Origin of the sequence: Fredinandcohnia onubensis (assembly GCF_002734285.1) — a bacterium.
Lineage (GTDB): Bacteria > Bacillota > Bacilli > Bacillales > Bacillaceae_L > Ferdinandcohnia > Ferdinandcohnia onubensis_A.
In genome coordinates, this window is record NZ_NSEA01000011.1 from 315,535 (window position 1) to 332,985 (window position 17,451).

Here is a 17,451-nt window from a genome sequence, read left to right on the forward strand (position 1 = left end):
ATGGGCTTTACAAATTATATAACTAGAGCCTTTTCTGAAGGTAAAAAGCGTGACTTGACAGGTCCCTCTTTTAAATTGTTTATAAGTTTCGCATTGATCTTATCATTATTCCAAATTGTGTCTGTTGTTTGGGGAAAATTAGATCCGATCCAACTGTTGGCAACTCATCTATCTCTCATTCTAATCTTGACCTTTTTGTATTATAGTTTTTCAAAACAAAGCGGAACAAGCGCTACGCCAACAGTCCCTGACTATATTTGTTCATGCTTAGCTTTAGGTGCAGGATTCTATTTTAACATCCACGCAGTACGGATTTCGGAACGGATACCCATTGTCGACCCATTGTCCTCTTTGGATATTTTTGTAGGCTTCATATTTATCATATTAAGTATCGAAGCAGCTCGCCGCACAATTGGAATGCCAATCGTCATCATCGTATTAATTGGAATCAGTTATGCACTGTGGGGCCATCATTTAGGCGGACTCATTTGGCATCGGGAATTTTCATTTTCTGAAGTAGTTGAAGATTTAGCTTATAGTTTTAACGGCCTTTGGGGTTCACCAATTGCGGTCGCAGCATCATTCGTCTATATGTTTTTACTGTTTGGGGCGTTTTTACAAAAGGCAGGTGCGGGTGAGTTCTTCTTCCAATTGTCAACCGCTTTAGCTGGAAGAACACGTGGTGGAGCAGCCAAGGTGGCCGTCATTGCGAGTGCGTTTTTTGGCATGATTTCTGGAAGCCCAACAGCGAATGTTGTAACAACAGGCTCATTTACGATTCCTGTGAGTAGGCGCTCTGGATACAAACCAACATTTGCTGCAGCAGTTGAGGCAGCTGCATCGACTGGTGGTAGTATCTTACCACCGATTATGGGGTCCTCTGCCTTTTTAATGGCAGCAATTACTCAGATTCCGTATATATCGATTGTTATTGCTGCGATTATTCCTGGAATACTCTACTACATTTCATTGCTTGCGATGGTTCATTTTGAGGCAATAAGATTAGATTTACCAAAGGCAAATAAAGAGGACATTCCTAACGTTTCAAACGTGTTAAAAGAAGGCTGGTACTATTTTATACCATTGGTTATCTTACTCTTCTTTCTTTTAAATGGCTATAGTGCATCTAGGACTGGTTTTTACGGTGTATTAGCCATCATCGTAGTAAGCTGGTTTCGTAAAAAAACTCGAATGGGTGTTAAGCAAATTTTTGAAGCGATGGTTGATGGTGCAAGATCATCAATCCCCGTAACAACAGCCTGTGCAGCTGCTGGGTTAGTCATTTCAGGTATCATGTCAACGGGACTTGGTGGTAAATTAACGAGTGTTGTCCTCGGGCTAACTGAAGGTATGCTCCTTCCTACCTTGATTCTAGTCATGCTCATTTGCATTATTTTAGGAATGGGGATGCCGGTAGCTGCTGCCTATATTTTGACGGCGATGTTAGCTGCTCCAGCTCTAATGGAATTAGGTGTTTCATTAATGGCCGCCCACTTGTTTATTGTTTATTTCTCTATTTTTTCAGCAATTACACCACCTGTTGCAGTCGCAGCTTATGCCGCTGCTGGTATTGCCGATAGCAACCCAAACCAAGTTGGGCTAGAAGCGGTTCGACTTGGTTTAGTGGGCTTCATCGTTCCATTTATGTTTGTTTTAGAACCTGCACTTCTGCTCGATGGTTCACCTATTGAAATTCTTGTTTCATTCTCTACCGCGGTTATAGGTGTTCTTGCACTAAGCGCAGGTGTCATTGGCTGGCTTAAACAGGGTACGACAATAGTTGATCGAATGCTATTAATCACAAGCGGACTATTGCTCATTTATCCTCATGTTATATTCAGCGGTATAGGCATTATTTTATTTATAGTAGTGTTTACACTTCAAAAAAAGCGCCAAATCCAATACATGCCACTCGAAAAAGGGGCTTAAAATAAGAAAAGTTCAGTGTTGAGGACACTGAACTTTTTTTCTCCTCATAGCTCTCTTTTCTTTTTCATTAATGCTAAAAGTCTTTTGTCTAGCTCCTCGTATTTAGGGTCATCCTTTGACAGTGTAGACAGTTGGCCGATTGTTGCACTTATCTCATTTTCAATTAGTAACTTTTCTTCTTCCTTGTTTTGTATTGCCTTAGGTTCTTGATGTTTTTTTTGCTGATACTCTTCTAGTCTCATTTCCACTCTTTTAATGACATGATTGTCAAAAACAAGTAGTTGATCACACATTTTTTTAAGAAAATAGTGATCATGGGAAACCGTTAAAATTGTACCTTCAAAGGACTGTAACATTTTTTCTAGTGATTCCCGACTTGTGAGGTCAAGATGATTGGTTGGTTCATCTAATATCAGGACATCAACTTCATCTAACAAAAGTTTAACAAGCTTAATTCTCGTCCGTTCCCCAAAGCTTAAAGTGGAGATGGGCTGTTTGATTTTATCTGCATTAAACCCGATGTTTGCAAATATCGTTCTTGTTTCACTTATCTCATCTCTAGCGGTAACATCAAGATATTCTAGAATTGTCTTTGCTTCATCTAAGTCTGTCACATCTTGTGACAGATAACCGATTTTCAAGGAATTACTTTTCCATAATTCCCCTCTTGAAAGCCGTTCCTCCCCCATTATTATGCGAAGCAAGGTGGTCTTCCCACAGCCATTTTCACCAAGAATTCCAATTCTTTCCCCAAACTTTACATAAAAATGGCTATTTTGAAACAAGACCCTTTCTCCAAATTTCATTTCTCCATTTTTCACTTCAACGATTCGTTTTCCTCTCTTTTTACTTTGTTTGAAGTGAAATTGCAACTCATCCTTTTCCTTCGGCTTTTCAACTTTATTCTTCTCAAGCTCTTTTTCAAGCCGTTTCATTTTGGACTTCATTTGTTTATCCATTTTCTTTGCTTTAACTCGATAGAATTCCTTAAAACCTTCCTGTTTCGTCGATTGGCGATGTGCTTTATCTGACCAATTTTGCAAATTGCTCATTTGGTTTTCAATTTTTTCTTTATGCTTTTGCTGAATATCGTAGCGATGGAGCTGGCTTTGATACAACCTTTCCTTCTCCTCATAGTAATTCGTATAATTCCCTTGGTAAATAAAGGAATTGCCGCTTTCAATCTCCAAAATTTGACTAACCGTTTTATCAAGAAAATACCGGTCATGTGAAATAACAAGAATAGCTCCCTGATAAGCCTTCATTTCCTCAATCAGCCATTCCACACCTTTAAAATCAAGATGGTTTGTCGGTTCATCAAGTATTAGAAGGTCAGACGAAGATGACCACACTTTTGCTAAGGATAGCTTTGTTTTCTCACCACCACTTAAATGTGCTGCTCTTTCTTGGTCGCAAGTTTGTACCCTCAATAACCCAAGTTGACTCGTTTGTTCCAATATCTCCCCGGAAATAGCCACATTCTCGAGTTCGTCATATGCTGCTTCAGCAGCCTGTTTTACATATCCAATTGAAATGGGTCCTGAAGGCATGTCAATTGATCCTTTATCAATTTCAATTTTACCTGTTATGATGTTAGCTAACGTTGTTTTTCCAGCGCCATTATCTCCAACAATCCCAATTCGGTCTCCTCTTTGAACCGTACATTCAATATGATTTAGGATCATCTTGTCTCCGTAACTTTTTTGGATCCCGCTCATTTTTAAAATCGTCATAAAAAAACCTCCCTAGAATGTATCTAAAGAGGACGTATTTTTCCCATCACAAATAAACGTACAATTTTATTGTACAAAAGGACATGGAAATGGGCATACGAATCCTATTCTCTAGATACACGTTTTTCCTAAATGAAAAATCGGTACGAAAATAAGATTAGTTATCCATTGCCCCTTACCATTCCTTTCGAATTTTGTTAGGTTTAGTATATTATTGATACCTAATTTCTGTCAAATCCAACTAACAAGGTTCCTACTTTTCCTTAAAAGCAATTTTTCGCTATAATAGAGGTTATTCACCTTTAATAAGAAAATGGACTATTAAGAATGAGGAGTTTTTATGGAAAAAGTTGAGGTTTTTATTTTATCTGGATTTTTAGGAAGTGGGAAAACCACCCTATTACAAAATATTCTTAAGCAAGAAAAGCAATTAGATCGAAAAGTTGCTGTTGTTATGAACGAATTAGGTCAAGTATCGATTGATTCAAACGCAGTTTCAGATAACACCCCACTTAAAGAACTGTTAAATGGCTGTGTTTGCTGTACGATTCAAGGACAGCTTGAGGTCCATTTGCAAGGACTATTACAGGATTATGACTTAGATGCCATCTATATTGAAACAACAGGTGTTGCTCATCCAATTGAAGTATTAGATGCATGTATGTCACCGCTTTTTGCTGATCAATTATTTGTTCAGTCGATTGTAACACTAATTGATGTGTATCGTTGGAAAGAAAGGGATTCCTTAAGTCCTCAATTACAAATGCTTTTACGTGAACAGATTCATCATGCGGATGTCCTGCTACTCAATAAAATCGACCAGCTGTCTGAAATGGAACAAGGTCAGATGTTATTTGAAATTCAATCCATTAATAGCGAGGCACGAAGTTTGCTAACGAAGCATGCATCGGTGAAGCTTGATGATCTCCGTACAATTAAAAAAACCGAACAAAAACCACATGAGCGAGCACATGTACATCTCGATTTGAAGCTAAAAACATATGTGCATTCATTTTCAAATGCACTTGATCTCGATTTATTTGAAGAATGGCTCAGAAAGATGCCTGAAACAATTTACCGGATTAAGGGCTATTTAAAGTTTACCCATTCGAACAACACTTATTTATTCCAATACTCCTATGGAACACCCATTTACTTAAAAGAGCTTATGAATTATAAGCCAACTTTGGTATTTATCGGTGAAAAATTGGACCCAACATGGATGAAGGCAGAAATGGAGAAACTAGAGGAAGAAAGTTTGAAGGTTGAATAGTTGGGCCACATTTCCAAGCATGATTATCACAGATCGTGGGAAGTTAAGAATGAGTAATCGTTTGGTTACTCAAAAAAACTTCTGTCGGGAGTGATGTATCATGGCAAGAAACAAACTATTGGTTCCTGGTAGCGAAAATGCTCTAGATCAAATGAAAGAAGAAATCGCCAATGAGTTTGGAGTTCAGCTTGGTGCAGATACGACCGCACGTGCGAACGGCTCCGTTGGAGGCGAGATGACGAAACGCCTCGTTGCAATGGCGCAGCAGCAACTTACAAATGGTTCACAACAGTAACAATTCACGTAAAAGGGGGTCCATATACTGGGCCTCCTTTTTTAAAACCAAAAAAACCGTCATTCACCTAGAAATGAACGGTTTTTTCAACATATATTTCATCTGTTGTCTTCATCACTGTTGGATTTCCCTTTGCCTCAATTGTCCTTACCCCAAGTAGAATCATTCCCACCACTAACAACGCAAACAGTACGACAATAATACAATTTTTAACTAATGCCATCTTTCCCACCCTATCGTTTTCTAACCTTCAATTTTATCCGCTTTTTTCCGACATGACCATTGTATTCACGAAAAGAGTTTTTATTCCTGATTATGAAAAAATGAGTAAAACATCTTTGTTTTCCTCACTTTCTCCGTAATGGGACATATGATGAAGTAAAGGAGGGAAAATCATATGGAAAGATTGTCTATTTTATTTTTGGCATGTATTTTAGCAGGTTTTGCCCTTATTAAGGTAACAGAATATGATAGCGTATTAACGAGCCTACATTCCGTATTTACTCTAGTGGGTGCCATTACGATTATTGTCTTTTCTTTTGTGCTAATTTTTAAAGGAATTTTAGCATTATTAGGGAAGTGATAGCCACAACGGCTTATCCTTTTTGAATTTTTAGGGGTTTGTACCTTTCACATTTCTAAAGTTGCCATATGCTAGTACTACCGAGATAATCGAAGGTGGGTGCAAAGCATATGGCTTCTATCTTTTTAGGACCAATACGAATTAACAGCAATGAAGGTATTATCACTACAGGTAATTCCTTTTATGTCTCTCCTACTTCAACCAGTAAAACAATCGCAGGTTCGGGATCATTTAACACGGGTATCAATATTACAAATAATAATGGTACGAGTACTTCCAACACCATTGACCCGGATGGTGTCGACTCAAATATTTCTGACACATAAAAACCGTCTACCTATAAGGTAAGACGGTTTTTCATATTATGCATACATGGCTTCTACTTGTTTTTGAAGCTCAGTATTTTCAAGATATTCATCATATGTCATTTGCTTATCAACAAGACCATTTGGTGTAATTTCGATAATACGGTTCGCAATTGTTTGAACGAACTGATGGTCATGTGATGTAAATAAAACGGATCCTTTGAATGCAATTAATCCATTATTTAAAGCTGTAATAGACTCTAGGTCTAAGTGGTTTGTTGGGTCATCTAGCACAAGCACGTTTGCACCACTTAGCATCATTTTTGAAAGCATGCAACGTACTTTTTCTCCTCCAGATAAAACGCTTGGCTTTTTCAATACTTCTTCACCTGAGAATAGCATTCTACCTAAGAATCCTCGCAGGAAACTCTCACTTTGATCATTTGGAGAGAACTGACGAAGCCAGTCAACTAACGTTGGCTCATTACCATCAAAATACTTCGTGTTGTCCTTAGGGAAATAGGCTTGTGATGTCGTAACGCCCCATTTGAACGTACCGCTATCTGCTTCCATTTCACCCATTAAAATCTTGAATAATGTTGTGATCGCAATTTCACTTTTACCTACAAACGCAAGCTTGTCGCCTTTATTTATAATAAAACTCACATTATCAAGCACCTTAACACCATCAATTGTCTTTGTAAGACCTTCAACACGTAGTAAGTCATTACCGATTTCACGTTCTGGCGTAAACCCAACAAATGGATAACGACGAGAAGACGGCCTGATATCATCAAGTGAAATTTTATCTAAAAGCTTTTTACGAGAAGTTGCTTGTTTTGATTTTGATGCATTAGCACTAAAGCGCGCAATAAAAGCTTGAAGTTCTTTAATTTTCTCTTCTTTTTTACGGTTTGCATCTTGTGCCATTCTTGAAGCAAGCTGGCTTGATTCATACCAGAAGTCATAGTTACCAACATAGATTTGGATTTTTCCATAATCGAGGTCAGCCATGTGCGTACATACCTTATTTAAGAAATGACGGTCATGGGATACAACTATTACAGTATTTTCAAAGTTAATTAAAAATTCCTCTAGCCACTGGATTGCTTTTAAATCCAGGTTGTTGGTAGGCTCGTCAAGTAAAAGCACATCTGGCTTACCAAATAAGGCTTGCGCTAATAATACTTTTACTTTCTCAGAACCTGTTAATTCTGCCATTTTCTTCGTATGAAGCTCTTCTGGGATTCCTAAACCTTTTAAAAGAATGGCTGCTTCTGATTCAGCTTCCCAACCATTTAACTCAGCAAATTCCCCTTCAAGCTCAGCAGCTCTCATTCCGTCCTCATCTGAGAAATCAGGCTTCATATAGATTGCGTCTTTTTCTTGCATCACTTCATATAGACGGGCATGTCCCATAATCACAACTTTTAGTACTTCATGTTCTTCATATTCAAAATGGTTTTGTTTTAGGAATGCAAGGCGCTCACCTGGTGTCATATGCACGTCACCGGTTTGTGGCTCAATCTCACCTGAAAGGATTTTTAAAAAGGTAGATTTTCCGGCACCATTCGCTCCAATTAATCCATAACAATTTCCCGGTGTAAATTTTATGTTAACATCTTCAAAAAGCTTGCGGTCACCGTAACGCAAACCTACATTTGTAACTGTAATCATGTAATATAAATCCTCCATTTCATGTCATTGCTACTGATTATACCATTTTCATAGAAACAACACTAGTTTTGGGTCCACGTTTTGTGGTCACAAGCCGTTGCCACATTGTGACATATTTATTAATCCGAAAATAAAAATGACCCCTTCCACAAGTTTCCCTGCCAAAAGAGTCATTAAAAAACACCACGTTTTTCTTTTTTAAATTTTCTACATTCAAATAGCATCATTCTTCTTATTGCTCTCCTGTTCTAGATTTTTTGGCGGCAATTCGTTTGGCGGACCTGGTTGTCTTACGGCCCCGAATCCCTGAATAATTTTTTCACCACCGTAACCTGCTAAAATCGAAAGGAATATGACACGAAAAATCGATTCGGTGTCACTCGAAGCTACGATTAATACTGCCGCAATGGTTCCAATAAGCATTTCTTCTAAGAATCCAAGGTAGATGAAGCGTTTTGTTACACGAGGTTTCTCAATTTTCCCTTGTTTTTTAGCATGTCCCAATAACCCCATAGAGCCACCAATAAAGATTGCTAGCACAAGATGCAACAACATGTCATCACCCCCTAAAGTCCAGATTTAGTAATGCTTGACCTTAGGCAACAAATGGAAGCTTCCTTATTAACATTATATACCAAATGTGAATAAGAAAGCTTGGGTATATTTTCGGAAAATTAAAAATACTTTTGTGATACTAATGTCCCATTTTCATTCTAAAAACTTTTTCGAGCCCCTAAAGGACTGCATAAAACTACCTACCCACTCTATCGTTTGTCATTACTTGAATAAAATCAGTTATGAACTTTTCATAATCGAAACGCAATGCAATCCGATCTAATGTTTCAACAGGCTCCTTGTCTGGATTAGCACGAAAATCTGCGACGCTCACCCCTTTTAATATCCCGGACATTTCAATCTGTACTCTGCGCCTAGCATATTGCATAATGGAAGGATTTACTATTGCGCTTAGGGCAACTACATCATGTAGTGGTGTCCCTTGAATTCCAGGCATGCTCTTCTTGTAAAATTCATAATAATAATCAAAAATCGGACGAATTAAATTTCGATATGGATTATTTGTTCCCTGTCTTACAATTTGGTCAACTACTTCAGAAGTTAAGATAGCTTGGATTGTTACATTTAGAGGATGAATAGCCAGGTTATGTGCACGTTCACAGATAAGGTTTGAGGCAATTGGGTCACCATAAAAATTAGCCTCTGCTTCAGCAGTGACATTTCCAGGAACAAAAAATGCCCCACCCATAATATAAAATCCTTTTACTTTATTCATTACCTCATCACCAAGGATGAAGGCGATCGCGAGTGATGTAGAACGCCCAACATCGACGATATAAAGTTCATTTTCATATTTCTCAATTATTTTAAAAATCTCATCAAAATTTAACAACTCAGCTGAAGGCAGTGTATCGGGTGGTTGAATGGGGCCAAGACCCTCTTCTCCATGAATTTCAGGGTAATAAGCTGTCGCTTCTCCAGATAACGGTCCCTTTGCACCCGCTATGATTGGAATATCCGTTTTGCCTGCTAATGATAATAAATAGGCAACATTTTGAATCGCTTGTTCTTGTGTCACATTCCCGTAACTCGGAACAATCCCGACTATTTCAATAGCAGGATTGAGTAATCCATACATAATTGCGATCGAATCATCAATTCCCGGATCTCCAAAAAACAATACCTTAGCTGCCATTAACACCGCTCCCTTTTTTTAAACTCACATAATATTCACTATATGTTGAGAAGTAAAAAAAAACACCCACTTCGCTATGAGACGAAATGAGTGTTTTGGGAAAAGTATTATTTTGCAAATCGATGATTTCCAATGACAGTTGTTACTTCTCTAGCCATCATAAATGGATTTGAACTTTTATCTGGATTAAAGAAAAATAATGACCCTTTTCCTTGTCCGCGGAACGTAATGGCCTCGTCTACTGCACGTTTTGATTCTTCATCAGCCTGTTGATTGATTGAACCGTCAGCCACTGGGCTAAATGCATAAGAACCACCTTCTACTTTTTCGTAAATTACTTCTTTAATCGTATCGGGGAACTCAGATGAATCGACACGGTTTAACACAACAGTAGCCACGGCAACCTTCCCTGCATATGGCTCGCCTTTCGCTTCAGCATGTACAAGTTTCGCAAGTAATTCCTTATCTTGACTCGTCACTACTTCTGGTATTTCAAGCTCTTCACCTGGATAGATCATATCACTTGTTCGGTTATTGGTTTCCTTAAGGTCTAATACTGATACACCATACTTCATGCCAAGATTCCAAAATGTATCACCTGATTTTACAGTATGAGTTGCTGCCGATGCACTCACACCTGAAGCTAATAGTGTAAAAGTTAATGCTGTTGCGAATCCAATTCTTTTAAGGTTTTTCATGTTTTTTCCTCCTAGTAATCGTCGTTTTTGGCTCTACTAGAAGGTTAACAGCTGTAATATTTCGATTCATTGCCCAAAAAGTGGTAGGATACTAGAGACTTAGAGACACTTTGTCTCAAGATATTATTGGAAAAAATATCCTTACTATATTTACCACCTAAATCTTGGACAAGATGGAAAAATGCAGATTGAATTTTACAAACATCTCAGTCAAGTTATCAACATTTTTATCATATTTCCGTTATTTCATAATCATTTTAATTAGCTTCAACCCATACTTGGTAGTTGGGTAGCGCAACGGAAGGTCAAACTTTGTTGTTTGCTTCATGATCCCTTTTTCATGAGAAAATACATCAAAGCTTCCTTTTCCATGGTAGGCACCAATCCCACTATCACCTACGCCGCCAAATGGTAGATGGGGTGAAGTAAAATGATAAACCGTATCATTCACACAACCACCACCGAAAGAGATTGATTCTAGCACTTTATTTTGCACTCGTTCCACTTCTGAAAAAATATACAATGCAAGTGGTTTTGGGCGCTTATTGATCTCATCGATGGTTTGTAAAATATCGTCGTACCCCATCACAGGCAAAATTGGACCAAAAATTTCATCCTCCATGATCGGGTGCTCCCATGTAACATCAGTCAAAACTGTAGGCGCAATCAGATGCTTATCGTCATCCGACTCACCACCATAGTATATAACGCCACTATTATCGATAAAGGAAGTAAGTCGATTGAAATGCCGCTCACTTACAATTTTCGTAAATTTGCTATCTTTACTTAAGGCATTCCCATACAATTCCTGGATCGCTTCTGTTAACAGATTCAAAAATTCTTCTTTAACTTCATTATGAACATACAGATAGTCCGGTGCGACACAGGTTTGTCCAGCATTCGTATACTTCCCCCACGCAATTCGCTTTGCCGCATACCGAAGATTCGCATCCTTGTGGACAATACAAGGACTTTTCCCTCCAAGTTCAAGGGTAACAGGTGTTAATTGTTTAGCTGCAGCCTCCATAATCACTTTTCCAACGGCTACACTTCCTGTAAAAAAGATATAATCTGTCTTTTCCTCTAAAAGGGCCGTGCTTGTTTCAACACCCCCTTCAACAATTGCAATGTAGTCCTCTTGAAAATGTTCACGAATCAGTTTTGTTAGTAATTCAGACGTTTTTGGGGTTAGCTCAGAAGGCTTTAAGATTGCACAGTTTCCTGCTGCGATTGCCCCAATTAATGGTGCAAATGCGAGCTGAAACGGATAATTCCAAGGTGATATGACTAAGACCACCCCGTATGGTTCAGGATAAATATAATTTTTACTTCCAAAACCAGTCAGGCTCGTTTTTACTTTTCTTGGTTTTGCCCATTTTTCAAGATGCTTCATCGTAAACTTAAGCTCTTCTAATACAAAGCCAATTTCAGTCGTATATGATTCAAACTCAGATTTGTTTAAATCTTTATGTAATGCTTCCATAATTTCCTTTTGATGTGATTTAATTAGATTTCGAATTTTTTTAAGAGCTTCAATCCGATAGGCAACTTCCTTTGTTTTCCCTGTAGAAAAAAATTCACGTTGCTTATTTAATAATGCACCATAGCTTTCCACTACGTTTCCCCCATTTCAACAGGATTTCCTACTATTTATAAATAGTACATACTATTTTTCAACAAAAAACAAGTTAATACTACATAGAGAGCAGAAAAAAGGTAAGCCCACATTTTTAATGGCTTACCTTTGATTTCGTATTAGAGTGTTGCAATTTTTTCTTTTACTCGAATATGACCTGATTTTTCAACCTTTGTGGCTAAATATTTTTGATTGTATTCAGAAACATCTCCCCAAAGTGGGACATGAGTATCTGATAATAGTCCGTATTCTTGTAATGCAGCTAGTTTTTTCGGATTGTTCGTAATTAAGGTAACCGGCTTCGAACGTAGCTCTGAAAGCACGCGAATCGCATCTTCATAGTTGCGGCTATCATCGTTAAAGCCTAATGCAAGGTTTGCTTCGACTGTGTCTAGCCCTTCTTGCTGAAGGATATACGCTAATGATTTTGAGAATAAGCCAATCCCTCTTCCCTCGTGATCTGCAAGATAAAAGAGAGCCCCAGAGCCATTTGAGACAATCATTCTCATGGACTCCCGCAACTGGAAACCACAATCACAACGCTTGCTTCCGAATATATCACCGGTATGGCAAATACTATGCATTCTGATTAGCGCATCATGTTCTGTGTCAAAATCACCATATACTAGTACAGATGATTGCTGCATTTCTGCTAAATTAGCTGTAGGAAGAAAGTTTAGAACTTCCTCTTTACTCATTCCATTCTCCATCTTTAGCCATGTATACCATTTAAAAGTCACAACTTGATCATCTAATTGTACGGGTAATGTTACAGGTCCAACTAAGCAAATATCCTGTTCCCCTTGTTTATGAATCATGTTCATTTTATTTAAAAGAAGGTCTTTCACCTTTTCTGAAACCATAAGAATTCTCCCTTTCTAATGTTACCACTTGTAAATTTATTTCTACTCTATGTTTTGAAAGTATAGAATTATTAAAAAGGGAGGTCAAGAAATATACACTTCATATCCTTTATCTAATAGCCCCTCATTTAGTAAAATTTACAGTTTATCAGCGTGATATCCAAGCTTTTTCAATAACACCATCATTTCTTCTTTTTCAGAATCAGACAGAACCCCGACAATTTCTTCAATAGCCTGTTCATGCTTTGGAAATATCGTATCCATAAATTGTTTACCTTCATCCGTAATGGATGCCCATGTAACACGTCGGTCCTTCGGACATGGTTTTCTTGAAATATAATTCTTTTTTTCTAATTTATCCACAACATATGTTATACTTCCGCTCGATAATAAGACCTTCTTACCAATATGTTGAATTGGCTGATCCCCTTTATGATAGAGAAGTTCTAACACGGCAAATTCAGTTAGATTTAATCCGTATCCTTTTACATCCTCTTCTACCCGCTCATTTACAGATCGAAATGCTCTAGATAGTATGACAAAAAATTTCAAGGAGAGGTTAGGAACATTTACTGCTTCATTTGCTTCCATACGATCCACCCTTTTTCATTATCTCGAATTCAAGATAATTTTACTAAATTTTCATGTTCTCTGTCAAGTTTGTTTCTGTGACTTAGTGCCCATTAGCTCCTTGCGACTTCCGTATATCGGTACAGAACATCCCCACCATGATGGGCAATTCCTCTAAAATGCTTAAAATCTTCCCGTTTAACCAATGTATTTCGGAACTCAAGGAATTGATCTTTTTTCACAAGGTATTCATTTAACTCTCCATCCCTGAGCTTATTTAAAATTTCATTTACAAATTCTTCATTCATATGTATACACCTCTTTTTAAATTATAGTGGTTCGAATTATTAGAAACAAGGCTAATACCCATTTATACCTCTATCCTACACACTATACGTCATTAGGCATAAGATATGGGGAAATGTCTAGTAGGCATTATGACGAAGTAGAAAATTAAAAAGCCCTCAAAAAATTTAATAATGTGTTTGCTGACTTTTTAACTGTATGAATTCAATAAAGAGGTGGATTTTTATGAAAAATTATCAAAACCCGTATGGTTTTAATCCGAATATGAGTAATCAACAAGGCTTAGGCTATGGACCCGGCGCTGGCGCTGGCTACGGACCGCAAGGAATGCTTATGGAAATGAATATTCCACAAATGGGATACCCAGGAACTGGCTTTCCACAAGAGGTTCAAGGCAGCTTCTCTTTACCTACCCAACAACACATGATGGATGATGATTGTGGATGTGGTGCTGGTCCCGGCGACGAGCAAGCTGTAATGCCAGCAGCATTTAATCCATATGGTCCTGGAATGGCACCAAATATGATGGCTCCACATGGACCACATGGCCCTGGCTGCACCTGTGGACAGCAGCATGGCCAAATGGGCGGACCTGGAATGATGGGCGGCTTTGGCCCTCAGGGACCTGGAGTTGGACCAATGAGCGGTTTTGGCCCTCAAGGACCTGGTGTTGGACCAATGAGCGGTTTTGGCCCTCAAGGACCCGGTGTTGGACCAATGAGCGGTTTTGGCCCTCAGGGAGCTGGTGCTGGACAGATGAGCGGTTTTGGCCCTCAAGGACCTGGAATGGCTCCTGGTGAGATGGGGGGATTCGGACCTGGGGGACCAGGTAATCCTGGTATGATGTCTCCTCAAGGCCCTGGAATGGCACCAAATATGATGATGCCTCATGGACCACATGGCCCTGGCTGCACCTGTGGACAGCAGCATGGCCCAATGGGTGGCCCTGGGATGATGGGCGGTTTTGGTAGATAGATTTACATTATAGGTGTCTCCTTTGAGGCACCTTTTTCTGTTCAGCCTTTTATGCCAAAACCCATTCCTGAAACTTTTCAAACTGAGCAGCCGCATCCTTAAGCCCAAGCTCGTAAAGGTTCGTTAATTTAACAGGATCCCTCTCAACCCTTCCCACCTCAAGTGGCTCTGACGGGCTAAATACAAAGACCCTACCGGCTTTTTCTTCTTTCTCTAAGTAAGCAATTGTCTCATTATAACGCTGATATCGTGTTTCAATTGCTTTAACCAAATTAGGATATTGTTTATAAGAACGCCTCAAAACCCATGTCATATTTGATTTCTTTTTCAAATAACCGCGATTGCGAGTCAATATGACAACATTTCTCTGATTTCCATCTTGCTGAGCTTTTATCACTGGAATGGGATCCGTGATGCCTCCATCCAATAATTTTTTTCCATTAAATTCAATGATTGGCGCAACAAACGGTAATGAACTGGATGCTCGAATGACCTTTAACATGTCATTCCCATAATCCTCTCTATGAAAATAAATAGGTTCCCCTGTTTCACAATCTGTTGTACCCACCACAAATTCTTCTTTTGCTTGATAAAAAGATTCATAGTCATAAGGCACATGTTTATTAGGAATTTCATCAAATATAAAATCCATTCCAAACAGCTGCTTGTGCTTCACAAAATTCCTGAATGACAAGTAGTTTGGGTGATTAACGTAGTCAATATTAACCGTACGATTTCTTCCCATTTGTCTAGATAAATATGATGCTGCCATACACGCCCCAGCAGATACGCCAACTACATATGGGAAATAGATATTTTGTTCCATAAAATATTCAAGGATGCCAGCGGTGTAAACACCACGCATGCCTCCACCTTCTAAGACCAATCCTGTATCTTTCATTATTCTCTCTCCCTTTAGACAGGCATATTAAATAATATAAAAAAAAATTTATAGATTGTCACATTTTTTACAAAAATTTTAAATAAAATATCATTGAAAACGCTTTACTATTTTACAAAAGTAAGGCAAAATATAAAAAAATGGATTTTTTGTAAATAAAAGCACGATTCGCTTTTATTTGAAGATTCATAGAATTCCATGGAGGTGACATTATGAAAATTGCAGAAATTGGGGATGTCATTGAGTTCAAAGAAGGACTAAAAGGCGTCGTTGAAAAAGTAAATGAAAACTCAGTTATCGTGGACTTAACATATATGGACAATTATAGAGATCTAGATTTAGAGAGTCGTACTGTTGTAAATCATAAAAACTATAAGATTGTCACAGCAATATAATAGAAAGGGAGCTGACCATTTAGTTCGGCTCCCTTTTTGTTATGCACCTAACGATTTATCTTTCGTAAATTTCGGTTGAATAGATGTTAAGAATTTTGATTTAGAGAAAGAGTATATCAGTAATGCTGACCAAATACATAAAAATGTAACGAAATGTGCCTTTGTAAAATGCTCTTTGAATAAAAATACTCCTAATACAAGGCTTATGGTTGGCGCGATATATTGCAAGATTCCTAGCACAGATAATGGAATTCGATTTGCTCCCGCCGCAAACCATAACAATGGCAATGCTGTTGCGACCCCAGCTCCCATTAATAATAGTTGCACGTTAAAATTTGCGCCAGTGAAAGAATCAACTCCACTGTTGTAAAGAACTCCTATATAAATAAGGGCAATCGGTGCAACTACCATTGTTTCCATCGCGAGTCCAATTAAGGAATCAAGTTTTGCAAGTTTCTTTGTTAATCCATAAAATCCAAAGCTTAATGCGAGCGTAATCGCAACCCAGGGGAAACTTCCGTACTGTAAAGTTAAAATGAGAACCCCAAGACCGGCTAACACAAATGAAACGCCTTGCCAAAACAATAAACGTTCCTTAAGAACAATAATCCCCAATAGAACACTAACCAATGGGTTGATGTAATACCCTAGACTTGCATCAATAATATGATCGGTATTAACAGCCCAAATGTAAGTCGCCCAGTTGACTGTAATAAGGATTGATGAAGCGATAATCCCAATTAGTTTGGTTTTATTTTTGACAATCTCTTTGATGGTTGTTACCAGCTGGTTGGCTTTTTTGGAAATGAGGATGATTATCAGCACGAAGACGAGCGACCAAACAATCCGATGTGCTAAAATCTCGACTGCTGGGACATAGTCAATTAATTTCCAATAAAGAGGCAGAACTCCCCACGCAATATACGCAATCGCCGTATACAAGATTCCAATTTTATACTCCCTTATGTCATCTTGACCCATTATGATCCTTCTTTCCAATTCATTTTTTATCATTTGTTAATTATATTTCGGTTTCCGATATTTCACAATGAAAATGAATTGGAATTTTGAGGATATCTGACTTTAAGTAGTCCACAAATCTTCTGAAGTACACTGTTGGTGGTGTTCCAATGTCACTGGACTTATATAACTTTCCACTTTTTAGGACGTTGGTGGTATTCCAATGCTTCTGGACTTATGTCACTTTCCACTATTTAGGAGATTGATGGTATTCCAAAGGCTCTGGACTTATATCAAATTCCACTATTTAGGAAACTGATGGTAATCCAATGCTTCTAGACTCACACCACTTTCCATCTTTTAGGTGATTGGTACTACTCCAATGCCTCTGGACACACATTATTTTCCATTTTTTAGGAAGTCGATGATACTCCAAAGCTTTTCAACTTTCACTTTTGGTTACTTCAGGAAAAACTCTACTGTTATTTCACGTATATGACACCACTTTTGTAAGACTATGGAAAAACACAACCCAAATACCACTTATATGCACCTTTTAGGATTTTCCCGTAATTTCAAATCACCTCTAGAAACCCCACACCAAAAAAACACACACCGATAGTAAATCAAGACTAAAAAAA

Annotated in this window: 19 protein-coding genes; 7 read left to right on the forward strand and 12 right to left on the reverse strand. The window is 38.2% G+C overall.

Features of this window, described 5'->3' with window-relative positions; translation table 11 throughout:
- On the forward strand, positions 1 to 1,929 hold the full coding sequence (locus CKJ95_RS12930; RefSeq protein WP_099353839.1) for a TRAP transporter permease: 1,929 nt from the start codon (positions 1 to 3) through the stop codon (positions 1,927 to 1,929).
- A 44-nt stretch (positions 1,930 to 1,973) separates the two neighbouring features.
- Here the strand turns inward: CKJ95_RS12930 and abc-f are convergent, their stop codons facing one another.
- The gene (gene abc-f / locus CKJ95_RS12935) at positions 1,974 to 3,662 is read right to left on the reverse strand and encodes a ribosomal protection-like ABC-F family protein (RefSeq protein ID WP_099353840.1); all 1,689 of its coding nucleotides are present in this window, start codon (positions 3,660 to 3,662) and stop codon (positions 1,974 to 1,976) included.
- Positions 3,663 to 4,002: 340 nt separating this feature from the next.
- On the opposite strand from abc-f, the gene CKJ95_RS12940 reads away from it, so the two are divergent.
- Both CKJ95_RS12940 and CKJ95_RS12945 read left to right on the forward strand, forming a co-directional pair.
- Positions 4,003 to 4,935, forward strand: coding sequence for a CobW family GTP-binding protein (locus tag CKJ95_RS12940; protein ID WP_099353841.1), 933 nt, complete (start codon positions 4,003 to 4,005; stop codon positions 4,933 to 4,935).
- Positions 4,936 to 5,035: 100 nt separating this feature from the next.
- A complete protein-coding gene (locus CKJ95_RS12945; protein ID WP_099353842.1) occupies positions 5,036 to 5,230 on the forward strand; it encodes an alpha/beta-type small acid-soluble spore protein in 195 nt (64 codons plus the stop codon).
- A gap of 67 nt (positions 5,231 to 5,297) precedes the next feature.
- On the opposite strand, the gene CKJ95_RS23385 is transcribed toward CKJ95_RS12945, so the two are convergent.
- Positions 5,298 to 5,453, reverse strand: coding sequence for a hypothetical protein (locus CKJ95_RS23385; RefSeq protein ID WP_180271354.1), 156 nt, complete (start codon positions 5,451 to 5,453; stop codon positions 5,298 to 5,300).
- A gap of 174 nt (positions 5,454 to 5,627) precedes the next feature.
- Here CKJ95_RS23385 and CKJ95_RS12950 point away from each other — a divergent pair, with 174 nt between their 5' ends.
- Positions 5,628 to 5,813, forward strand: a complete 186-nt coding sequence (locus CKJ95_RS12950) for a hypothetical protein (protein ID WP_099353843.1) — start codon at positions 5,628 to 5,630, stop codon at positions 5,811 to 5,813.
- Positions 5,814 to 5,923: 110 nt separating this feature from the next.
- Positions 5,924 to 6,139 carry a spore germination protein gene (locus CKJ95_RS12955; RefSeq protein WP_099353844.1) on the forward strand — a complete coding sequence of 72 codons (216 nt, stop codon included), beginning with the start codon at positions 5,924 to 5,926 and terminating at the stop codon, positions 6,137 to 6,139.
- A gap of 36 nt (positions 6,140 to 6,175) precedes the next feature.
- Here CKJ95_RS12955 and CKJ95_RS12960 read toward each other — a convergent pair whose 3' ends face one another.
- The 8 genes from CKJ95_RS12960 to CKJ95_RS13000 form a co-directional block, all read right to left on the reverse strand.
- A complete protein-coding gene (locus tag CKJ95_RS12960) occupies positions 6,176 to 7,795 on the reverse strand; it encodes an ABC-F family ATP-binding cassette domain-containing protein (RefSeq protein WP_099353845.1) in 1,620 nt (539 codons plus the stop codon).
- Positions 7,796 to 8,008: 213 nt separating this feature from the next.
- Entirely contained in the window at positions 8,009 to 8,350 is a 342-nt protein-coding gene (locus tag CKJ95_RS12970; RefSeq protein ID WP_099353847.1) for a DUF4257 domain-containing protein, read from the reverse strand.
- Positions 8,351 to 8,546: 196 nt separating this feature from the next.
- Positions 8,547 to 9,506, reverse strand: coding sequence for a nucleoside hydrolase (locus CKJ95_RS12975; RefSeq protein WP_099353848.1), 960 nt, complete (start codon positions 9,504 to 9,506; stop codon positions 8,547 to 8,549).
- A gap of 107 nt (positions 9,507 to 9,613) precedes the next feature.
- Positions 9,614 to 10,204: a cell wall hydrolase gene (locus CKJ95_RS12980; RefSeq protein ID WP_099353849.1), complete on the reverse strand. Its 591-nt coding sequence runs from the start codon at positions 10,202 to 10,204 to the stop codon at positions 9,614 to 9,616.
- Positions 10,205 to 10,445: 241 nt separating this feature from the next.
- Positions 10,446 to 11,819 carry an aldehyde dehydrogenase gene (locus CKJ95_RS12985; protein WP_099353850.1) on the reverse strand — a complete coding sequence of 458 codons (1,374 nt, stop codon included), beginning with the start codon at positions 11,817 to 11,819 and terminating at the stop codon, positions 10,446 to 10,448.
- Positions 11,820 to 11,959: 140 nt separating this feature from the next.
- Positions 11,960 to 12,703: a GTP cyclohydrolase II gene (locus CKJ95_RS12990; protein WP_099353851.1), complete on the reverse strand. Its 744-nt coding sequence runs from the start codon at positions 12,701 to 12,703 to the stop codon at positions 11,960 to 11,962.
- Positions 12,704 to 12,841: 138 nt separating this feature from the next.
- Entirely contained in the window at positions 12,842 to 13,294 is a 453-nt protein-coding gene (locus CKJ95_RS12995; protein WP_099353852.1) for a MarR family winged helix-turn-helix transcriptional regulator, read from the reverse strand.
- A 92-nt stretch (positions 13,295 to 13,386) separates the two neighbouring features.
- Positions 13,387 to 13,581 (reverse strand): hypothetical protein, encoded by a 195-nt coding sequence (locus tag CKJ95_RS13000; protein WP_099353853.1) that lies wholly within the window; start codon positions 13,579 to 13,581, stop codon positions 13,387 to 13,389.
- 223 nt (positions 13,582 to 13,804) lie between these two features.
- Here CKJ95_RS13000 and CKJ95_RS13005 point away from each other — a divergent pair, with 223 nt between their 5' ends.
- Positions 13,805 to 14,554, forward strand: coding sequence for a hypothetical protein (locus CKJ95_RS13005; RefSeq protein ID WP_099353854.1), 750 nt, complete (start codon positions 13,805 to 13,807; stop codon positions 14,552 to 14,554).
- Between the two features lie 49 nt (positions 14,555 to 14,603).
- Here the strand turns inward: CKJ95_RS13005 and CKJ95_RS13010 are convergent, their stop codons facing one another.
- A complete protein-coding gene (locus CKJ95_RS13010) occupies positions 14,604 to 15,458 on the reverse strand; it encodes a patatin-like phospholipase family protein (RefSeq protein WP_099353855.1) in 855 nt (284 codons plus the stop codon).
- A gap of 209 nt (positions 15,459 to 15,667) precedes the next feature.
- On the opposite strand from CKJ95_RS13010, the gene CKJ95_RS13015 reads away from it, so the two are divergent.
- Complete coding sequence (locus tag CKJ95_RS13015; RefSeq protein WP_099353856.1) at positions 15,668 to 15,850, forward strand: YkvS family protein; 183 nt, start codon at positions 15,668 to 15,670, stop codon at positions 15,848 to 15,850.
- 39 nt (positions 15,851 to 15,889) lie between these two features.
- Here the strand turns inward: CKJ95_RS13015 and rarD are convergent, their stop codons facing one another.
- A complete protein-coding gene (gene rarD, locus CKJ95_RS13020) occupies positions 15,890 to 16,831 on the reverse strand; it encodes an EamA family transporter RarD (protein WP_099353857.1) in 942 nt (313 codons plus the stop codon).
- Positions 16,832 to 17,451: the final 620 nt, after the last annotated feature.

Bases quoted from the DNA above. Each gene is read 5' to 3' on its own strand.
- CKJ95_RS12930 (WP_099353839.1), top strand. From the start codon at position 1: ATGGGCTTTACAAATTATATAACTAGAGCCTTTTCTGAAGGTAAAAAG.
- abc-f (WP_099353840.1), bottom strand. From the start codon at position 3,662: ATGACGATTTTAAAAATGAGCGGGATCCAAAAAAGTTACGGAGACAAG.
- CKJ95_RS12940 (WP_099353841.1), top strand. From the start codon at position 4,003: ATGGAAAAAGTTGAGGTTTTTATTTTATCTGGATTTTTAGGAAGTGGG.
- CKJ95_RS12945 (WP_099353842.1), top strand. From the start codon at position 5,036: ATGGCAAGAAACAAACTATTGGTTCCTGGTAGCGAAAATGCTCTAGAT.
- CKJ95_RS23385 (WP_180271354.1), bottom strand. From the start codon at position 5,453: ATGGCATTAGTTAAAAATTGTATTATTGTCGTACTGTTTGCGTTGTTA.
- CKJ95_RS12950 (WP_099353843.1), top strand. From the start codon at position 5,628: ATGGAAAGATTGTCTATTTTATTTTTGGCATGTATTTTAGCAGGTTTT.
- CKJ95_RS12955 (WP_099353844.1), top strand. From the start codon at position 5,924: ATGGCTTCTATCTTTTTAGGACCAATACGAATTAACAGCAATGAAGGT.
- CKJ95_RS12960 (WP_099353845.1), bottom strand. From the start codon at position 7,795: ATGATTACAGTTACAAATGTAGGTTTGCGTTACGGTGACCGCAAGCTT.
- CKJ95_RS12970 (WP_099353847.1), bottom strand. From the start codon at position 8,350: ATGTTGTTGCATCTTGTGCTAGCAATCTTTATTGGTGGCTCTATGGGG.
- CKJ95_RS12975 (WP_099353848.1), bottom strand. From the start codon at position 9,506: ATGGCAGCTAAGGTATTGTTTTTTGGAGATCCGGGAATTGATGATTCG.
- CKJ95_RS12980 (WP_099353849.1), bottom strand. From the start codon at position 10,204: ATGAAAAACCTTAAAAGAATTGGATTCGCAACAGCATTAACTTTTACA.
- CKJ95_RS12990 (WP_099353851.1), bottom strand. From the start codon at position 12,703: ATGGTTTCAGAAAAGGTGAAAGACCTTCTTTTAAATAAAATGAACATG.
- CKJ95_RS12995 (WP_099353852.1), bottom strand. From the start codon at position 13,294: ATGGAAGCAAATGAAGCAGTAAATGTTCCTAACCTCTCCTTGAAATTT.
- CKJ95_RS13000 (WP_099353853.1), bottom strand. From the start codon at position 13,581: ATGAATGAAGAATTTGTAAATGAAATTTTAAATAAGCTCAGGGATGGA.
- CKJ95_RS13005 (WP_099353854.1), top strand. From the start codon at position 13,805: ATGAAAAATTATCAAAACCCGTATGGTTTTAATCCGAATATGAGTAAT.
- CKJ95_RS13015 (WP_099353856.1), top strand. From the start codon at position 15,668: ATGAAAATTGCAGAAATTGGGGATGTCATTGAGTTCAAAGAAGGACTA.
- rarD (WP_099353857.1), bottom strand. From the start codon at position 16,831: ATGGGTCAAGATGACATAAGGGAGTATAAAATTGGAATCTTGTATACG.